Origin of the sequence: Kitasatospora sp. NPDC091335 (genome assembly GCF_044757205.1) — a bacterium.
Classification (GTDB): Bacteria; Actinomycetota; Actinomycetes; order Streptomycetales; family Streptomycetaceae; genus Kitasatospora.
Window position 1 is genome coordinate 491,053 of sequence record NZ_JBIVUM010000004.1, and the last position, 17,549, is coordinate 508,601.

The window sequence follows — 17,549 nt, forward strand, 5'->3', positions numbered from 1 at the left end:
CACGGCGAAGCGGGCCGTCACTCGGACGGCTGCGACGTGCGGGTACGGGGGGAAAACGGGCCCGAGGGCCTCAGCGGGCGCGCTTGTAGAACGGCAGCGCCACGACCTGGACCGGCTCGTGCTTGCCGCGCACGTCCACCGCGACGGTGCTGCCGGGGGTGGCGTGGGCGGCGTCGACGTAGGCCATCGCGATCGGCTGCCCCAGGGTCGGGGACGGCGCGCCCGAGGTGATCCGGCCGATCGGCTCGCCCTCGGTGGAGACCACGGTGTACTCGGCGCGCGGCACCCGCTTGCCCTCGGACACCAGGCCGACCAGCACCTTCGGCGGGTTGGTCTCGGCCGCGGCGGCGGCCTGCTCCAGCGCCTTGCGGCCGACGAAGGCGCCCTCGTTGGTGGTCTTGTCGAAGCGCACGACCCGGCCCAGACCGGCGTCGAACGGGGTGAGGTCGGTGGACAGCTCGTGCCCGTACAGCGGCATGCCGGCCTCCAGGCGCAGCGTGTCGCGGCAGGACAGGCCGCACGGGACCAGGCCGCGGCCCTCGCCGGCGGCGGTCAGCGCCTGCCAGACCGGCTCGGCGTCGACCGGGTGGCAGAAGATCTCGAAGCCGTCCTCGCCGGTGTAGCCGGTGCGGGCGAGCAGCACCTCGCGGCCGGCCACCAGGGCCGGGAGGATCGCGTAGTACTTCAGGCCGGGCAGGTCGGCGTCGGTGGTCTCCGCCAGGATGCCGGTGGCCTCGGGGCCCTGGACGGCGATCAGCGCGTAGGTGTCGCGGTCGTCGGTGACGACGGCGTCGAAGCCCTTGGCACGGGCGATCAGCTCGTCGAGGACCAGCTGGGCGTTGGAGGCGTTGGCGACCACCAGGAAGGCGTCCTCGCGCAGGCGGTAGACGATCAGGTCGTCCAGGATGCCGCCGTCCTCGGCACAGATCATGGTGTAGCGGGCGCGCAGCACACCCAGCGCGGAGACGAAGCCGACCAGCGCGTGGTCCAGCATCTCGCCGGCCTGCGGGCCGGTGACGGTGATCTCGCCCATGTGCGAGAGGTCGAACAGGCCGGCCTTGGTGCGGACGGCGAGGTGCTCCTCGCGCTCGCTGCCGTAGCGCAGCGGCATGTCCCAGCCGGCGAAGTCGGTCATGGTCGCGCCGAGGGCGCGGTGCAGCGTGTCGAGCGCGGTCAGGCGGGGGGACGACATGGCCAGGAACTCCTCGGTCGGGGCACTCAGGGGTGCGCGCGCCGGAACGGACCCGCTCGGGGGCCGACCCCGCGCGCGGGCATGCGGCGGCGTGGGTCTCCCCATCTGTCGTCGAACCTGAGAGCTTCACCGCCCACCTGCCCGCAGCCGTTCCAGCGTCGGGCTGGTTCCAGCTTGGGGGACAGCATGGCGGCTTGCACCGTGGGTGGGCGCACGACAGGGCCGGGCGCCGCTTTCCAGATGTGCCTAACCCGTGCGGTAGGGGTGCCTGAGAGATTCCGGGGAGGACTTGCTCCTTCGGCGCCGGCTGTGCCTGATCGGCACTCCGGGCTCTCCCGCGCGGGTTCGAGCGGCCGGTATGGAGTTGTGGGGGCCCGCGGCGCATGCCGTCGGACGCGCACATCATGGCACGTCCGGGACGACGAGGGGAGAGGGGACCCGGTCACATCACCCGGTACCGAACACGAGCCCCAAGGCGATCGGGCCGGGGGCCCTAGACTGCTGCGCGTCGGCGCAGCAGAGGGCGGCCGACCGGCAGAGGGCGGAATCGGCGGCGCATGGGGTACCCGGTGGAGCAGCAGCAGGGGTGGGGCGGACCGGAGGAGGCGCCGTCGGGCGGCTCCTGGCCGGCCAACGAGCTGGAGCAGGTGCTGACCGCGGCCCTGGGCGACCCGGGCGCGACGCCCCGGGTGATCGAGGTGCTGGCCCGCAGCCAGGTGTGGGTGCCGCTGCCGGCCGGGGCCGACCCGCAGGGGCAGTCGCTGGACCTGCCGACCGTCGAGCTGGGCGGCGACCCGTACGTGCCGGTGTTCTCCTCGCAGGAGGTGTTCCTCCAGCAGGCGCCGGGAATGGCCTTCGCGATCGCGCCGGTGTGGGAGTTCGCCCGCGGGCTGCCGCTGGGCCTGGGCATCGCGGTGAACCCGGACGCGGCGGTGGGCATCCCGGTGCCGCCGCAGGGGGTCGCCGAGCTGCGCCGCGGTCCGCGCGAGGACCGCTGGGAGGCCGCCGGCGACGCCGCGGAGCCGACCGGCGGGCGGGTGGCGCTGCGCGAGCCGGTGCCGGGCGAGGACCCGGAGCACTTCCTGGCCGCCTGCCGCGGCGAACTGTCGGCCCTGCCCGGAGTGTTGACCGCGCGCAGGGCGCTGGCCAGCGTCGAGGGCGAGCCGACCGTGATGTTCGTGGGCGTCCAGCTGGACCCGGCGGCGCCGGCCGATCCGGCCGCGGTGAACGACGCGCTCGGCCGAGCGCTGGGAACCGCGCCGCTGCCCGGCGGCGTCCACCTCGTACTGCTCGACCTCGCCGACGACCCGGTGGTCGAGTGGCTGCTCACCCGGGTGATGCCTTTCTACGCGCGGGTGTGAGCGGGGTCCGGATCAAGGCACGTCGCCGTGGCGGTGGCCGGTGCCGCGCCATAGGGTGCGTGCAGACGGCCGACGGGCCGGCGGGTTGAGGGAAAGAGGCGCGGCGAGGTGGGCGCATGAGTGCGGGAGCGGGAGCGGGCGGTGTGCCGGGGCCCTGGGGCCAGGCACCGGCCGGGCACCCGGGAGCTGACCCGGGCGCGCTGGAGCGCGCCCTGCGCGACGTCGCGCCGGAGCGCTACGACGCGTACGAGCGGCTGCTGCACGCCCTGGCGGACGGCAAGGTCTGGATGCTGCTGTGGCACGGCACCCCGGGCAGCCCGGACGCGCAGTACGGGAACATGGAGATCAGCGGCCACGGCTACGCGCCGGCCGTCACCTCGCCCGAGCAGCTGACCTCCTCCGGCTGGGCGCGGGCCCACGAGGTCATCTCCGGCCGGGAGATCGCCGCCTCGCTGTACCGCACCCGCTGGGGTCTGTGGCTCAACCCGCACGCGCCCGGCGGTGGCGTCGGGGTGCCCTGGGCGGACCTCAGACGCGTCGCCGCGGGCCTGGACCGGCTGCCGGCCGGGCCGTTGAAGCTCAGCGAGCCGCAGCTGAACGCCCAGCCCTTCTTCGCGCTGCTGGAGCGGCAGGCCGGCGAGGTGCGAGCGGTACGGGCGCTGCGCCGGGCCTGGGTGCAGCCCGCGGTGGGGGAGCCGTACCTGGCCATCGGCCTGGACCTGTACGAGAGTTCGCCGCCGGCGGTGGAGGCGGTGCGGGCGCTGATGCAGCGCGCGATCGCGGTGGCCCCGGAGGGGCTCGCGGTGTCCACGGTGGCGATGTCGGACGAGTACGACCCGGTGGCGCTGTGGATGCGCGCCAACGCGCGGCCGTTCTTCGACCGGGAGGCGGGACGCCCGCCGACCGGCCCGTACCCGCCGGTGCCCCCGCCGCCCTACCCCGGGCAGTCGGTGCCCGGTTACGGCTACGGCACCCAGCCGCCGGCGCAGGGCTGGCAGCAGCAGTCACCGCAGCACCCGCAGCGGCCGTGGCCCGGATACCCCGGGCGCTGATTCCCAAAACCCATTCCCCGAAGCCGACTTGATTGTCCGTCAAGTCGGCTTCGATGCTTTCCGGACGAATTTCCGGAAGTGTGACCCGATCATCTTGACATGGCAGTTACAGCCATGTGAAGAGGTATATGCCGAAGATCGGGGAGGTGCATGTACGCAGATCACAGTTGGGCATCTGTCGGTTGTCAGGGCTGGCGCAAGCCAGTTCGGATGGCAGAGAGTTCTGCGCAACGCACCGCGTGTACTGGAACCCCACAAAGGTGAGCGCGGACGCCGACAGCCAGTCCGCGCGACGCCCATCCCGCGTGGTGGCAGTGCCTGTGCACGACGCACTGCCGTCAACACCCGCTCCTGCCAAGCACCTCCGCACGTCCGCAGCCGCACCGCCGAAGCCGGCGACCGGCACCCGTGGGGCCGGCCACCGTCGGCGAGGGGACCAACTGACCATGACCGCATCCGTGACCACCGCCGGGAACGATCCGGAGACCTCCTCCGCCACGAGCCCGGCCAAGAAGATCGAGGGCCGCTCCCTCGGCCAGATCGCCTGGACCCGCTTCAAGCGGGACAAGGCCGCCGTCGCCGGCGGTGTCGTGGTGATCCTCCTGATCGCGCTCGCCGTGCTGGCCAAGCCGATCGAGTCGCTGTTCGGGCTCAACCCGGACGCCCTCAACCAGGACCTGCTGGACGCCGACCTCGGCGGTCTGCCGCTCGGCGACTGGGGTGGCATGAGCTGGGACCACCCGCTCGGCGTCGACCCGCTCCAGGGCCGTGACCTGCTCACCCGCGTCATCGAGGGTTCCTGGGTCTCCCTGCTGGTCGCCTTCGGCGCGACCCTGCTCTCCAACACCATCGGCACCGTGCTCGGCATCATGGCCGGCTACTACGGCGGCTGGGTGGACACCCTGATCAGCCGGGTGATGGACGTCTTCCTCGCGTTCCCGCTGCTGCTCTTCGCGATCGCGATCTCGACCTCGCTCCAGGGCGGGGCGTTCGGCCTGCACGGCCTTCCGCTGCACATGCTGGTGCTGATCTTCGTGATCGGCTTCTTCAACTGGCCCTACATGGGCCGGATCGTGCGCGGCCAGACGCTGTCGCTGCGCGAACGGGAGTTCGTCCACGCGGCCCGCAGCCTGGGGGCGCGCGGCCCGTTCATCCTGTTCAAGGAACTGCTGCCCAACCTGGTCGGTCCGATCCTGGTCTACTCGACCCTGCTGATCCCGACCAACATCCTCTTCGAGGCCGGGCTGAGCTTCCTCGGAGTCGGCATCCAGCCGCCGCAGGCCTCCTGGGGCGGGATGCTCCAGGACGCGATCCGGTACTACCAGGTGGACCCCCAGTACATGGTGGTCCCCGGCCTGGCGATCTTCGTCACCGTGCTCGCCTTCAACCTGCTCGGCGACGGGCTGCGCGACGCCCTCGACCCCAAGAACAACTGACTTCACGGCTCCCTGATCCGGCGTCATGCTGACTGCACGTCACATGACCTGACGTCAAAGCTCCCTCCATCGCCTCCACATCCTCTAGGGGTTGATCTCACCCATGCGTAGGTCCCGTACCGTCGCCCTGACCGCCGCGGCCGCTGCCGTGGTCCTGGTCGTGACCGGCTGCACCAGTTCGTCGAAGAGCGGAGGGTCCTCCTCGGCCTCCGGTGACGCCGCGGGCGGCTCCGGCGCCAACGCCGCCACCAAGGGCGTCGTCAACGCCTCGGACAAGAAGGGCGGGACGGTGACCTTCGAGATGAAGGGCACCCCGGACTCGCTCGACCCGGGCAACACGTACTACGCGTACATCTACAACTTCTCGCGCCTGTACGCCCGTCCGCTGACCACCTTCAACCCGGCGCCGGGCGAGGAGGGCAACAAGCTCGTCCCCGACCTCGCCGAGTCGATGGGCCAGCCCAGCGCCGACGGCCTGACCTGGACGTACAAGCTGCGCAAGGGCCTGAAGTACGACGACGGCACCCCGATCAGCTCGAAGGACGTCAAGTACGCCGTCGAGCGCTCGAACTACGCGCTGGACGTGAACTCCAACGGCCCGGTCTACTTCCACGACCTGCTGGTGGACAACGCCACGCCGTACGCCGGCCCGTACAAGGACAAGGAGGGCGGCCTCAACTCGATCGAGACGCCCGACGAGACCACGGTCGTCTTCCACCTGAAGCACCCCTTCGCCGACTTCGACTACCTGGTCAGCGCCCCGCAGACCGCGCCGGTCCCGCAGGCCAAGGACAGCGGCTCGGAGTACGTGAAGCACATCGCGTCCTCGGGCTCCTACAAGTTCGAGTCCTACGAGGACGGCAAGCAGGCCGTCCTGGTGCCGAACACCAACTGGGACCCGAGCACCGACCCGATCCGCAAGCAGCTCGCGGACAAGCTCCTGCTCAAGTTCAACATCGACCAGGCCACCATCGACAAGGACCTGCTGGCCGGCAACGCCCAGGTCGACCTGGTGGGCGGCGGCGTCGACCCGCAGACCCAGGCGCAGATCCTGCAGAACCCGAAGCTGAAGGCCAGCACCGACAACGCCTACGGCGGCCGCCTGGTCTACATGGCGATCAACTCCAAGCTCGCGCCGTTCGACAACGTCGAGTGCCGCAAGGCCGTCCAGTACGCGATCGACAAGGTCTCGGTGCAGACCGCGGTCGGCGGCCCGATCCGCGGCCAGATCGCCAACACGGTGCTCCCGCCGGACATCGCGGGCCACCAGGACTTCAACACGTACGAGACCAAGGACAACAAGGGCGACGAGGCCAAGGCCAAGCAGGCCCTGAAGGCCTGCGGCAAGGAGGGCGGCATCAACACCGTCCTCTCGGCCCGCACCGAGCGCGCCACCGAGGTCGCCGCGGCCACCTCGATCCAGGCCGCGCTGAAGAAGGTCGGCATCAACGCCGAGATCCAGCAGTACCCGCAGGGCAAGTACCTCCAGGACAGCGCCGGCTCGCCGCAGTTCGCCGCCGAGCACAACATCGGCCTGATGATGATGCAGTGGGGCGCCGACTGGCCGACCGGCTACGGCTTCCTCCAGCAGATCGTCGACGGCCGCACGATCAAGCCGTCCGGCAACAACAACCTCGCCCAGCTGGACGACCCGGCGGTCAACAAGCTGATCGACGACGCCGCGATCAACCCGGACAAGACGGCCCGCGAGAAGATCTACAGCGAGATCGACAAGAAGGTCATGGACCAGGCGGTCTACGTCCCGCTGACCTACTTCAAGGTCTTCCTGTACCGCCCGGACAACGCCACCAACATGGTCTCCACCTCGGCGTTCTCGGGTGAGTACGACTACCTGAACATCGGCACCACCAAGTAAGAGCCTGGCTCCGCATCCCTGAAGGCAGGTGAAGGCAGCGGCGCCCGCCGCCGTCCGGTAGACCCCGGACGGCGGCGGGCCGCCGGAGCCGCCCAACTGTGTTTGCCTACATCATCCGCAGGATCATCGCGGCGGCGATACTGCTGCTGGTCGTCAGCGCTGTCACCTTCGCGATCTTCTTCCTGCTCCCGCGCCTCGCCGGAGAGACGGCCGACCAACTGGCCGCCCAGTACATCGGGAAGAACCCCTCACCCGACGCGATCGCCGCGGTCAAGAAGAACCTCGGCCTCGACCAGCCGCTGTACTCCCAGTACTGGAACTTCCTCAAGGGACTGGTCAGCGGCGCCGAGTACAACTTCGGGCCCGAACCGGCCACCTGCCACGTGCCCTGCTTCGGCTACTCCTTCAAGAACCACCTGGAGGTCTGGCCCGAGCTGACCAAGCGCATCCCGACCACCATGTCGCTCGCCGCCGGCGCGGCCGTGCTCTGGCTGGTCTCCGGCGTCGCCACCGGCGTCGTCTCCGCCCTCAAGCCGCGCTCGATCTTCGACCGGCTCTCCATGGGCGTCGCGCTCGCCGGCGTCTCGCTGCCGGTCTTCTTCACCGGCGCGCTGCTGCTCACGGTGTTCAGCTACGAGTGGCCGATCCTGGACAACCTGCACTACGTCGACTTCACCGAGAACCCGCTGATGTGGGCCCGCAACCTGATCCTGCCCTGGATCTCGCTGGCCTTCCTCTACTCCGCGCTCTACGCCCGGCTCACCCGCGCCGGAATGCTGGAGACCATGAGCGAGGACTACATCCGCACCGCCCGGGCCAAGGGCCTGGCCGAGAGCAAGGTCGTCACCCGGCACGGGCTGCGCGCCGCGCTCACCCCGATCGTCACCATCTTCGGCATGGACCTCGGGCTGCTGCTCGGCGGCGCGCTGATCACCGAGCAGGTCTTCTCGCTCCAGGGCGTCGGCCAGTTCGCCGTCCAGGCGATCTCCGACAACGACCTGCCCAAGATCCTCGGCGTCACCCTGCTCGCCGCCTTCTTCATCGTCGCCTGCAACCTCGTGGTCGACCTCCTGTACGCCCTCGTCGACCCCCGCGTGAGGCTCTCGTGACCGAGCTCAAGAAGACCACGGCGGACGCCGCGCAGACCCCGCCCGGCGACCCCTTCCTCTCGGTCCGGGACCTGCGGATCCACTTCGACACCGACGACGGCCTGGTCCGCTCGGTGGACGGGGTCAGCTTCGACCTGCACAAGGGACGCACCCTCGGCATCGTCGGCGAGTCCGGCTCCGGCAAGTCCGTCACCTCGCTGGGCATCATGGGCCTGCACCGCTCCAAGCGGGCCCGGATCAGCGGCGAGATCCGGCTGAACGGCGAGGACCTGATCGCGGCCGGCCCGGACCGGGTGCGCCGGCTGCGCGGCCGGGAACTGGCGATGATCTTCCAGGACCCGCTGACCGCGATGCACCCGTACTACACGGTGGGGCAGCAGATCGTCGAGGCGTACCGGGTGCACCACCCCCAGGCCTCCAAGAAGCAGGCCAGGGCCAGGGCGGTCGAGATGCTCGACCGGGTCGGCATCCCGCAGCCCGACCGCCGCGTGGACGACTTCCCGCACCAGTTCTCCGGCGGCATGCGCCAGCGCGCGATGATCGCCATGGCGCTGGTCAACGACCCCTCGCTGCTGATCGCCGACGAGCCCACCACCGCCCTGGACGTCACCGTCCAGGCGCAGATCCTGGACCTCATCCGCGACCTCCAGCAGGAGTTCGGCTCCGCCGTCATCATCATCACCCACGACCTCGGGGTGGTCGCCGAGCTGGCCGACGACATCCTGGTCATGTACGGCGGCAAGTGCATCGAGCGCGGACCGGCCGAGACCCTCTTCGACGCGCCCGAACACCCGTACACCTGGGGCCTGCTGGGCTCGATGCCGCGACTGGACCGGGAACTCCAGGACCGGCTGGTGCCGGTCAGGGGCACCCCGCCCAGCCTGATCAACGTGCCGTCCGGCTGCGCCTTCCACCCGCGCTGCCCGTACGCCGCCCTCACCGAGGGGCGCTCCACGGGCGAGGTCCCGGTGCTGGCCGAGGCCGCGCCCGGGCACTTCGCGGCCTGCCACCTGGCGGCCGGCGAACGGCACCGCATCTTCGCCGAAGAGATCGCGCCCCGGCTGTGAGCCCGGCCTCGTACCACCTTTCTGGAGAGAACCGATGACGGACACTCAGACGACCGGGACCCCGTCGCCGGCACCCGCCCCCGGCCGCGAACCGCTGCTGAAGGTGACCGGCCTGACCCGGCACTTCCCGATCCGCAGCGGGCTGCTGCGCCGCCAGACCAGCGCGGTGCGGGCCGTCGACGGCATCGACTTCACGGTCAACGCCGGCGAGACGCTGGGCGTCGTGGGCGAGTCCGGCTGCGGCAAGTCGACCATGGGCCGACTGGTCACCCGGCTCGACGAACCCACCGGCGGGGCCATCGAGTTCGAGGGCACCGACATCACCCACCTGAGCGTCGGGGCGATGCGGCCGCTGCGCCGCGACATCCAGATGATCTTCCAGGACCCGTACTCCTCGCTGAACCCCCGGCACACCGTCGGCACCATCGTCGGCGCGCCGTTCAGGCTCCAGAACGCGGTGCCCGCGGGCGGCCTCAAGAAGGCCGTCCAGGAACTGCTGGAACTGTGCGGACTCAGCCCCGAGCACTACAACCGCTACCCGCACGAGTTCTCCGGCGGCCAGCGCCAGCGCATCGGCATCGCCCGCGCGCTCGCGCTCAAGCCGAAGATGATCGTCGCGGACGAGCCGGTCTCCGCGCTGGACGTCTCGATCCAGGCGCAGGTGGTCAACCTGCTGGACGACCTCCAGCGGGAACTCGGGCTGACCTACCTGATCATCGCGCACGACCTCTCGGTGGTCCGGCACGTCTCGGACCGGGTCGCGGTGATGTACCTCGGCAAGATCGTGGAGATCGCCGACCGGGACGCGCTCTACCGCAGCCCGATGCACCCGTACACCAACGCGCTGATGTCCGCGGTGCCCGTCCCCGACCCGCGCCGGCGCCACAGCGGGGGCCGCGAGCGCATCCTGCTCAAGGGCGACGTCCCCTCGCCGATCAACCCGCCCAGCGGCTGCCGCTTCCGCACCCGGTGCTGGAAGGCGCAGGACGTGTGCGCGAGCCAGGAGCCGCCGCTGGTGGCGCTGGAGTCGGGGCACCAGGTGGCTTGTCACTTCCCCGAGCGGAGCGAGGGGAACGACTAGCGCAGTCCCGAGCGGAGCGAGGGGAACGACTGACGCAGTCCGGAAAACGCGCCGGCCGGCGCTGCCGCGTCCTGACCGCCGGGGCTCGTACGAGAGAGGCCGCCCACCCCGGGATTCCGGGGCGGGCGGCCTCTTCCGTGTCCGGGTGTCAGGCGCCGGCGGCCGGCTCCGGCTCACGCTCCGGCTCACGCGGGCCCGGGGCCTGCTCGGCGGCCGGTCCGGTGTGCAGTGGGGCGGCCGGGAAGCGGCGGTTCAGTGCCTTGACCGCCTTGCGGCCGAGGTTCTGGAACGGGATCTCGACCAGCCGGTACGAGAGGTAGCCGAACACGACGAGTGCCGCGAGGTAGCCGGCGGTGAGGACGGCCTGCCCCTTGTGGCCGACGATCGGCGGGTAGCTCTGGAGCTTCCACCCGATGAAGTACATCAGCGGGCCGTGCAGCAGGTAGACCGAGAAGCTGATCGTGCCGAGCCCGCTGAGCCAGCGCGGGAAGCGGCGGTGGCGCAGCAGCATGGCGCCCCCGAACAGCGCCCAGGCGGCCAGGTAGGCGTACGAGAAGGACTGCCACGAGGGCGTCCAGGTGTGCCACAGCGCGGTGTCGCGGTTGTACAGGTAGCCGACCGAGACGCCGGCCACCACGACGAAGGCGCAGCAGAGCAGGGCCGGGACCTTGTCGATCTGGCCGTGCTCCAGCCGGTACAGCACCGTGCCGGCGAACATGGTCGCGAAGATCAGCATGGTCTCGAAGCCGGTGGTGCGGGTGTTGAGTACGGCCAGGGCCAGGCCCAGGCCGCCGAGCAGCGTCGCGCCCCAGCGGACCAGGTCGGGGCGGGCGGTGGCGATGCAGGCCAGCGCCATCAGCACCACGATCCCGGTGGCGGCCACCAGGTGCCTGGTCGCCGTCAGGTCCACCGAGAGGGCGCTGACCGGCAGCCAGGCGCCGAGCACCAGGGCGACGGACGCGAAGCCGATCGTGATCGGCGCGCTGTGCCGGTGCCAGCCCCGCACGAAGAGGGCCGAGACGAAGTAGTAGAACACCATCTCGTAGGCGAGCGACCACATCACGCCGAGTGTGCCGGGCACCCCGAGCAGGTCCTGGAGCAGCAGGCCGTTGGCGCCGAGCGACAGGGCGGGGTGGTCGAAGCTCCAGCCCTGGATGATCTGGTTGCTGCGCGGCAGCACCAGCAGGCTCACCACCACCGCGACGATCACCGCGGGGTAGATGCGGAAGAACCGGCCGGCCCAGAACGCCCGCACATCGCCGCGCCGTTCCAGCGAGGCCGGGATGATGTACCCGCTGACCAGGAAGAACAGCATCACGCCGAAGAATCCGAGGTCCAGGTACTGCGGCACCTTCGCCCCGTGCGGGATCTTGTCGAGCAGCCCGAAGTGGTGCATGGCGACGGCGAGGGCGGCGATGCCGCGTAGGGCGTCCAGCCAGCCGAGCCTGGCGGAGGAGGGGGGCTTGGGCATCGGCGTCGACCTCGGTGTCGGCCTGGGCTTCACGAGCTTCACAGGGCGGAGGCTAGCGGAATACGTTCGGCCGCACCGGGGGGGATTGTCCGTTCGGGCCCAAGACGGACGTCCGTATCCCGACCGTGACCGTTCACCGGACAAGTCTGCGCATCGGGTACACATGGACGGTGACATCCCAGCTCTTCCCGACCGACGTGCAGCAGTCGCTGGACCTCGTCGGCATCTTCGTCTTCGCCCTCTCCGGGGGTCTGCTCGCCGTCCGCAAGAACATGGACATCTTCGGGATCTGTGTGCTGGCGGAGGTCACCGCGCTCGGCGGCGGGGTGATGCGCGACCTGGTGATCGGCGCGACGCCGGTCGCCGCGTTCACCAACCTCGGGTACTTCGTGACCCCGCTGGGTGCCGCGCTGGTGGTGTTCTTCCTGCATCCGGAGGTCGAGCGGATCAACCGGGCGGTGCAGACCCTGGACGCGCTCGGGCTCGGGCTGTTCTGCGTCACCGGCACCGCCAAGGCGCACGACTTCGGGCTCGGCGCGGTCGCCGCGATCGCGCTCGGCATGGTCACCGCGGCCGGCGGTGGTGTGATCCGCGACGTGCTGGCCGGGGAGATCCCCTCGCTGCTGCGCTGGGACCGGGAGATCTACGCCGTCCCGGCCCTGGTCGGCGCCACCATGGTCGCGCTGCTGATCGCGGTCGACCGGCTCACCGGTGTGACCGGCACCGCCGCCGCGCTCACCGCGTTCGTGCTGCGGATGCTCGCGCTGAAGTACGGCTGGCGCGCGCCGCGGGCCTGGCACCGCAACGGTTCTCGCACCAGCGAGGAGTAGGCGAGCCGCCGTACGCGAGCGAGATCGCCTCGGCGGTGCAGAGCAGTTCCGGCACCATCCGGGCCAGCTCGGCCGGCGGCACCAGGCCGGCCGGGGCGCTCAGCGCGCAGGCCGCCACCGCCCGTCCGCCGCTGCCCGCCACCGGCGCGGCCACGCAGGTCACCGGCTCCCGGTGCTCGGCGGACTCCGCCGCCCAGCCCCGGCGGCGCACCGCCGCCAGCTCGTCCGACAGCTGGTCCGACAGCTCCTCGGTGAGGGCGCCGTCCGCGGGCAGCCCGGCGAGCAGCACCCGGCCGACCGCCGTACCCGTCACCGGGGCCCGGCGGCCGATCCGGGACGGTTCGGCTCCCGCGGGACCGGCCACCTCGTCCAGGTAGAGCACCTCGCCGTCGTGCAGCACGGCGAGCCGGACGGTGTAGCCGCAGCGGGCGTTGAGCGCGGCCAGGTACGGCGCGGCGACCTGCCGGACGTCGAAGTCCTCCAGCGCGCGGTGGGCCAGCGAGAGCACCCGGCCGCCGATCCGGTAGCGCAGGTCGGGCTGGCGGCGGGCGAAGCCGTGCTCCTCCAGGGTGCGCAGCAGCCGCAGGGCGGTGGACTTGTGCACCCCGAGGCTGCTGGCGGCCTGCTCCAGCGAGAGCGGCGCGTCGCCGAGTGCGTCGAGCAGGGTCAGCGCGCGGTCGACCGACTGCGACATGGCGTTTTCCCGTGGATCCGGCTGACTGGTGGCGTCAGGCTAACCGCTGGGTGGCTCAGTGGTACAAACCAGTGCCGGACGCGGCCGTCCGGCCGTGGTGCACCGGGAGGGCACCGTGACGCGTCGGACGGGCGGCAGCGGTGCGCCGGGCCGGTGCGGGCGGCAGGTGGCCGGATCAGTGCGCAGCCCTGGAGGAGTGCCCGGCGCCGCGCTCTACAATCGGATGGTTATGCCATACCTGGACCATGCGGCGACCACGCCGATGCTGCCCGAGGCGATCGCCGCGATGACGGCGCACCTGGGGGTGGTCGGCAACGCCTCGGCCCTGCACGCGGCCGGCCGACGGGCCCGCCGGGTGGTCGAGGAGTCCCGGGAGTCGCTCGCCGATTCCCTGGGTGCCCGTCCGAGCGAGATCGTGCTCACCGGCGGCGGCACCGAATCCGACAACCTGGCGGTCAAGGGCCTGTACTGGGCCCGCAGGGACGCCGACCCGGCCAGGACCAGGGTGCTGTGCAGCCCGGTCGAGCACCACGCGGTGCTGGACGCGGTGCACTGGCTCTCCGAGCACGAGGGCGCCGAGGTCGAGTACCTGCCGGTGGACCCGCTGGGCCGGGTGCACCCCGCGGAGCTGCGCGCGGCGATCGAGCGCGATCCGGCGTCGGTCGCGCTGGTCACCGTGATGTGGGCCAACAACGAGGTCGGCACCGTCCAGCCGGTGCACGAACTGACCGCGGTGGCCGCCGAGTACGGCATCCCCGTGCACGCCGACGCGGTGCAGGCCCTCGGCCAGGTCCAGGTCTCCTTCGCGGAATCCGGCCTCACCGCGCTCACCGTCACCGGGCACAAGATCGGCGGCCCGTTCGGCATCGGCGCGCTGCTGCTCTCCCGGGGTGCCGCGCCCGTACCGCTGCTGCACGGCGGCGGGCAGGAGCGCGACGTGCGCTCCGGCACCCTCGACGCCCCCGGTGCGGCCGGCTTCGCGGCCGCCGCGGCGCTCGCGGTGGAGCGCCGGGCCGAGCACGCCGTCACGCTGGGCACGCTGCGGGACGAGCTGGTGGCCTCCGTCCTGGCCGCCGTCCCGGACGCGGTGTACAACGGCGACCCGGCGGCCGAGGGCCGGCTGCCCGCCAACGCGCACTTCTCCTTCCCCGGGTGCGAGGGCGACGCGCTGCTGATGCTGCTGGACGCCCAGGGCATCGAGTGCTCGACGGGTTCGGCCTGCTCCGCGGGGGTGCCGCAGCCCAGCCACGTGCTGCTCGCGATGGGCGTCGACCCGCTGCTGGCGCGCGCCTCGCTGCGGTTCTCGCTCGGGCACACCTCGGTGCGGGAGGACGTCACGGAGCTGGCGAAGGCCATCGGGCCGGTCGTCGAGCGGGCCAGGAACGCGGGACTGGCCTCCGTGCGCCGGTAGTCCCTCGCGTGGGTGGGCATGTCCGGCGGCCCCGTAGGCTTGTACCCACCATGACTGACTTCCCGGGTGCCCCGACCACTCCGTCCACCGGCCGTCTGCGCGTGCTCGCGGCGATGTCCGGCGGAGTCGACTCCGCCGTCGCCGCCGCCCGCGCCGTCGAGGCGGGGCACGAGGTGACCGGCGTCCACCTGGCGCTGTCGGCCAACCCGCAGTCCTTCCGGACCGGCGCGCGCGGCTGCTGCACGATCGAGGACTCCCGGGACGCGTGGCGCGCGGCCGACGTGATCGGCATCCCCTTCTACGTCTGGGACCTCGCCGAGCGCTTCCGCGAGGACGTGATCGACGACTTCGTCGCCGAGTACGCGGCCGGGCGCACGCCCAACCCCTGCCTGCGCTGCAACGAGAAGATCAAGTTCGCGGCGCTGCTGGACAAGGCGGTCGCGCTGGGCTTCGACGCCGTCTGCACCGGCCACTACGCCCGGATCGTCGACCTGCCGTCCGGGGACCGCCAGTTGCACCGGGCGGTCGACGCGGCGAAGGACCAGTCGTACGTGCTCGGTGTGCTGGACGCGGACCAGCTCGCCCACTCGCTCTTCCCGCTCGGTGACACCACCAAGGAGGAGATCCGGGCGGAGGCCGAGCGCCGCGGCCTGGCCGTCGCCAAGAAGCCCGACAGCCACGACATCTGCTTCATCGCCGACGGCGACACCCAGGGCTTCCTGGCCAAGCACCTCGGCACCGCGACCGGCGACATCCTCGACGCCGACGGCACCAAGCTCGGCGAGCACGACGGCGCGTACGGCTTCACCATCGGCCAGCGCAAGGGCCTGCGGATCGGCCGCCCGGCGGCCGACGGGAAGCCGCGGTACGTGCTGGACATCTCCCCGGTGAACAACACCGTGACCGTCGGCCCGGTCGAGGGCCTGGACGTCACCGGGCTGACCGCCATCCGCCCGCGCTGGTGCGGCACCGAGCCGCTGGCCGACGGCCGCTACACGGCCCAGCTGCGGGCCCACGGCGAGGAGGTGCCGGTGCACGCCTCGGTGGTCGAGGGCGAGCTGCGGGTGCGGCTCGACACCCCGGTGCGGGGCATCGCCCCCGGCCAGGCCGTGGTGGTGTACGACGGCACCCGCGTCGTCGGTTCGGCGACCATCGCGAGCACGGAGCGTCCGGCCGTCACCGCCTGAGCGGCAGGACGTTCGCGGGCCCGCCGAAGCACTGGCCGGCGTCCGGCGATCCGTCCCAGGAGCCCGCCCGGGGCAATTCCGGTGAGCGGGTGGCCGGGCGCGTGATAGACCAGACGACATTATGAACATCTCTGTCTTCTGCTCCGCGTACTCGCTCGACGACCGCTACTCCGCCCCCGCCGCGGAGTTCGCCCGGCTCCTGGGGGAGGGCGGGCACACCCTGGTGTGGGGCGGCTCGAACGCCGGGCTGATGGGGCTCCTCGCGGACGAGGTGAAGGCGGCCGGCGGCCGACTGGTCGGTGTGATGGTCGAGATGCTGAGGCACAAGGCGTACGTCGGCGCCGACGAACTCGTCTGGACGGCCGACCTCCCGGAGCGCAAGCGGGAGCTGGCCTCGCGGGCGGACGCGATCGTCGTCCTGGTCGGCGGGCTGGGCACCCTGGACGAGGTCACCGAGGTGCTGGAGCTCAAGAAGCACGGGATGTTCGACAAGCCGGTGGTCGTGCTGGACACCGAGGGCTTCTACTCGGGCCTGCGGACCCAGATGGAGCGGATGGACGCCGAGGGCTTCCTGCCCCGCCCGCTCGCCGAGCTGATCACCTTCGCGCAGACGCCCGCCGAGGTGTTCGCCCAGCTCAAGGCCTGAGAGGATCGGAACCATGGCTGCACATCTGATCACCGGCGCCGGCTCCGGCATCGGCGCCGTCCTCACCGAGAAGCTCGCCGAGCGCGGGGAAGAGCTCTGGCTGCTGGCCCGCGACGCCCGTCGGGCCGCCGAGCTGCGCGAGCGCTTCCCCGGGGCGAAGACGCTGGCCGGCGACCTCGGCGACCCGGGCAAGCTGTCCTGGGCCTTCGGCCACCAGCAGCTGCCCGTCCGGCTGGACTCGCTGCTGCACGTCGCGGGCGTGGTCGAGCTCGGCCCGGTCGGCGACCTGACGCCCAAGGCCTGGCAGGAGACGCTCAACGTCAACCTCGTCGCCCCCGCCGAGCTGACCCGGCTGCTGCTGCCGTCCCTGCGGCTCGCCAAGGGGCACGTCGTCTTCGTCAACTCCGGTGCCGGCCTGCGCGCCGACGCCGAGTGGTCGGCGTACGCGGCCAGCAAGCACGGCCTCAAGGCGCTCGCCGACTCGCTGCGCGTCGAGGAGCACGCCAACGGGGTCCGGGTCACCTCGGTCTACCCCGGCCGGACCGCCACCGCGATGCAGGTCAAGGTGCACCAGCAGGAGGGCAAGGAGTACGACGCGGACCGCTGGATCGAGCCCGAGTCCGTCGCCAAGGCCGTCCTCGCCGCCCTCGACGCCTCCCGGGACGCGGAGATCACCGACATCACCGTCCGCCCCGGACGGTAGCGCGCCGCACGGGACGTCGGCCCGGCCGACTTCCCACGCGTTCGCCGCGGGGTCGTGGTCCCGCCCGGCCCGGCTCCCATGGCAACCGGCCCCCGTGTCCGAGCCCCGCGCTCGGACCCGGGGGCCGTTCGCATGCGGTCCGTTGACCTGCGGAAAGACGTTGTCGCAGCCCATTCGGTTGTGGAATGATCCGCTCCGCCCTCCAGTCGATCACTTTCGGACACAGGAGGGGCAGAAAGCGCCATCGGCGCTTCAGAGTGCCAGGGGGCTCCCATTTCCAGATTCCGCACAGCTCTCGCTGTCGGTGCGACGCTGCTCGGGGCGGTCGGCCTGCCGGCCGTCGGCGCGGGTGTCGCGGCCGCGGCGGGCGGCACGCTCCACGTCAACAACGCCGCGGGTGCGAACTGCACCGACAGCGGCAGCGGCGCCCAGC

General features: G+C 71.7%; 15 protein-coding genes and 1 riboswitch. Of the genes, 12 read left to right on the top strand and 3 right to left on the bottom strand.

Going from position 1 to position 17,549, the window contains the following annotated elements; genetic code table 11:
* Positions 1-70 precede the first annotated feature (70 nt).
* Complete coding sequence (gene gcvT, locus ACIQOW_RS13590) at positions 71-1,192, bottom strand: glycine cleavage system aminomethyltransferase GcvT (RefSeq protein ID WP_401083672.1); 1,122 nt, start codon at positions 1,190-1,192, stop codon at positions 71-73.
* 246 nt (positions 1,193-1,438) lie between these two features.
* Positions 1,439-1,540, bottom strand: a riboswitch (glycine riboswitch).
* Between the two features lie 209 nt (positions 1,541-1,749).
* Here gcvT and ACIQOW_RS13595 point away from each other — a divergent pair.
* From ACIQOW_RS13595 to ACIQOW_RS13625, 7 genes are all read left to right on the top strand, one after another.
* Positions 1,750-2,553, top strand: coding sequence for an enhanced serine sensitivity protein SseB C-terminal domain-containing protein (locus tag ACIQOW_RS13595; RefSeq protein ID WP_401083674.1), 804 nt, complete (start codon positions 1,750-1,752; stop codon positions 2,551-2,553).
* Positions 2,554-2,669: 116 nt separating this feature from the next.
* The gene (locus tag ACIQOW_RS13600) at positions 2,670-3,605 is read left to right on the top strand and encodes an enhanced serine sensitivity protein SseB C-terminal domain-containing protein (protein ID WP_401083676.1); all 936 of its coding nucleotides are present in this window, start codon (positions 2,670-2,672) and stop codon (positions 3,603-3,605) included.
* Between the two features lie 446 nt (positions 3,606-4,051).
* Positions 4,052-5,041 carry an ABC transporter permease gene (locus tag ACIQOW_RS13605; RefSeq protein WP_188298332.1) on the top strand — a complete coding sequence of 330 codons (990 nt, stop codon included), beginning with the start codon at positions 4,052-4,054 and terminating at the stop codon, positions 5,039-5,041.
* A 103-nt stretch (positions 5,042-5,144) separates the two neighbouring features.
* Positions 5,145-6,917 (top strand): ABC transporter substrate-binding protein, encoded by a 1,773-nt coding sequence (locus ACIQOW_RS13610; RefSeq protein ID WP_401083679.1) that lies wholly within the window; start codon positions 5,145-5,147, stop codon positions 6,915-6,917.
* Between the two features lie 98 nt (positions 6,918-7,015).
* On the top strand, positions 7,016-8,026 hold the full coding sequence (locus ACIQOW_RS13615; RefSeq protein WP_401083681.1) for an ABC transporter permease: 1,011 nt from the start codon (positions 7,016-7,018) through the stop codon (positions 8,024-8,026).
* Positions 8,023-9,093: an ABC transporter ATP-binding protein gene (locus tag ACIQOW_RS13620; protein WP_401083683.1), complete on the top strand. Its 1,071-nt coding sequence runs from the start codon at positions 8,023-8,025 to the stop codon at positions 9,091-9,093. The genes ACIQOW_RS13615 and ACIQOW_RS13620 overlap by 4 nt, the downstream gene beginning before the upstream one ends.
* Positions 9,094-9,127: 34 nt before the next feature.
* Positions 9,128-10,174, top strand: coding sequence for an ABC transporter ATP-binding protein (locus ACIQOW_RS13625; protein WP_401083685.1), 1,047 nt, complete (start codon positions 9,128-9,130; stop codon positions 10,172-10,174).
* 148 nt (positions 10,175-10,322) lie between these two features.
* Here the strand turns inward: ACIQOW_RS13625 and ACIQOW_RS13630 are convergent, their stop codons facing one another.
* On the bottom strand, positions 10,323-11,645 hold the full coding sequence (locus ACIQOW_RS13630; protein ID WP_401083687.1) for an acyltransferase family protein: 1,323 nt from the start codon (positions 11,643-11,645) through the stop codon (positions 10,323-10,325).
* Positions 11,646-11,815: 170 nt separating this feature from the next.
* Between ACIQOW_RS13630 and ACIQOW_RS13635 the strand changes: the two genes are divergently transcribed.
* The gene (locus ACIQOW_RS13635) at positions 11,816-12,475 is read left to right on the top strand and encodes a trimeric intracellular cation channel family protein (protein WP_188298343.1); all 660 of its coding nucleotides are present in this window, start codon (positions 11,816-11,818) and stop codon (positions 12,473-12,475) included.
* On the opposite strand, the gene ACIQOW_RS13640 is transcribed toward ACIQOW_RS13635, so the two are convergent.
* Positions 12,381-13,169 carry an IclR family transcriptional regulator gene (locus ACIQOW_RS13640; protein WP_401083689.1) on the bottom strand — a complete coding sequence of 263 codons (789 nt, stop codon included), beginning with the start codon at positions 13,167-13,169 and terminating at the stop codon, positions 12,381-12,383. The genes ACIQOW_RS13635 and ACIQOW_RS13640 overlap by 95 nt on opposite strands.
* A gap of 229 nt (positions 13,170-13,398) precedes the next feature.
* On the opposite strand from ACIQOW_RS13640, the gene ACIQOW_RS13645 reads away from it, so the two are divergent.
* From ACIQOW_RS13645 to ACIQOW_RS13660, 4 genes are all read left to right on the top strand, one after another.
* Positions 13,399-14,580: a cysteine desulfurase family protein gene (locus tag ACIQOW_RS13645; protein ID WP_401083691.1), complete on the top strand. Its 1,182-nt coding sequence runs from the start codon at positions 13,399-13,401 to the stop codon at positions 14,578-14,580.
* A 50-nt stretch (positions 14,581-14,630) separates the two neighbouring features.
* Positions 14,631-15,767 carry a tRNA 2-thiouridine(34) synthase MnmA gene (gene mnmA / locus ACIQOW_RS13650; protein ID WP_401083693.1) on the top strand — a complete coding sequence of 379 codons (1,137 nt, stop codon included), beginning with the start codon at positions 14,631-14,633 and terminating at the stop codon, positions 15,765-15,767.
* 121 nt (positions 15,768-15,888) lie between these two features.
* Positions 15,889-16,413 (top strand): TIGR00730 family Rossman fold protein, encoded by a 525-nt coding sequence (locus ACIQOW_RS13655; RefSeq protein ID WP_401083695.1) that lies wholly within the window; start codon positions 15,889-15,891, stop codon positions 16,411-16,413.
* 13 nt (positions 16,414-16,426) lie between these two features.
* Complete coding sequence (locus ACIQOW_RS13660) at positions 16,427-17,116, top strand: SDR family oxidoreductase (RefSeq protein WP_401083697.1); 690 nt, start codon at positions 16,427-16,429, stop codon at positions 17,114-17,116.
* Positions 17,117-17,549 lie beyond the last annotated feature (433 nt).

Bases quoted from the DNA above. Each gene is read 5' to 3' on its own strand.
- gcvT (WP_401083672.1), bottom strand. From the start codon at position 1,192: ATGTCGTCCCCCCGCCTGACCGCGCTCGACACGCTGCACCGCGCCCTC.
- ACIQOW_RS13595 (WP_401083674.1), top strand. From the start codon at position 1,750: ATGGGGTACCCGGTGGAGCAGCAGCAGGGGTGGGGCGGACCGGAGGAG.
- ACIQOW_RS13600 (WP_401083676.1), top strand. From the start codon at position 2,670: ATGAGTGCGGGAGCGGGAGCGGGCGGTGTGCCGGGGCCCTGGGGCCAG.
- ACIQOW_RS13605 (WP_188298332.1), top strand. From the start codon at position 4,052: ATGACCGCATCCGTGACCACCGCCGGGAACGATCCGGAGACCTCCTCC.
- ACIQOW_RS13610 (WP_401083679.1), top strand. From the start codon at position 5,145: ATGCGTAGGTCCCGTACCGTCGCCCTGACCGCCGCGGCCGCTGCCGTG.
- ACIQOW_RS13625 (WP_401083685.1), top strand. From the start codon at position 9,128: ATGACGGACACTCAGACGACCGGGACCCCGTCGCCGGCACCCGCCCCC.
- ACIQOW_RS13630 (WP_401083687.1), bottom strand. From the start codon at position 11,645: ATGCCCAAGCCCCCCTCCTCCGCCAGGCTCGGCTGGCTGGACGCCCTA.
- ACIQOW_RS13640 (WP_401083689.1), bottom strand. From the start codon at position 13,169: ATGTCGCAGTCGGTCGACCGCGCGCTGACCCTGCTCGACGCACTCGGC.
- ACIQOW_RS13645 (WP_401083691.1), top strand. From the start codon at position 13,399: ATGCCATACCTGGACCATGCGGCGACCACGCCGATGCTGCCCGAGGCG.
- mnmA (WP_401083693.1), top strand. From the start codon at position 14,631: ATGACTGACTTCCCGGGTGCCCCGACCACTCCGTCCACCGGCCGTCTG.
- ACIQOW_RS13655 (WP_401083695.1), top strand. From the start codon at position 15,889: ATGAACATCTCTGTCTTCTGCTCCGCGTACTCGCTCGACGACCGCTAC.
- ACIQOW_RS13660 (WP_401083697.1), top strand. From the start codon at position 16,427: ATGGCTGCACATCTGATCACCGGCGCCGGCTCCGGCATCGGCGCCGTC.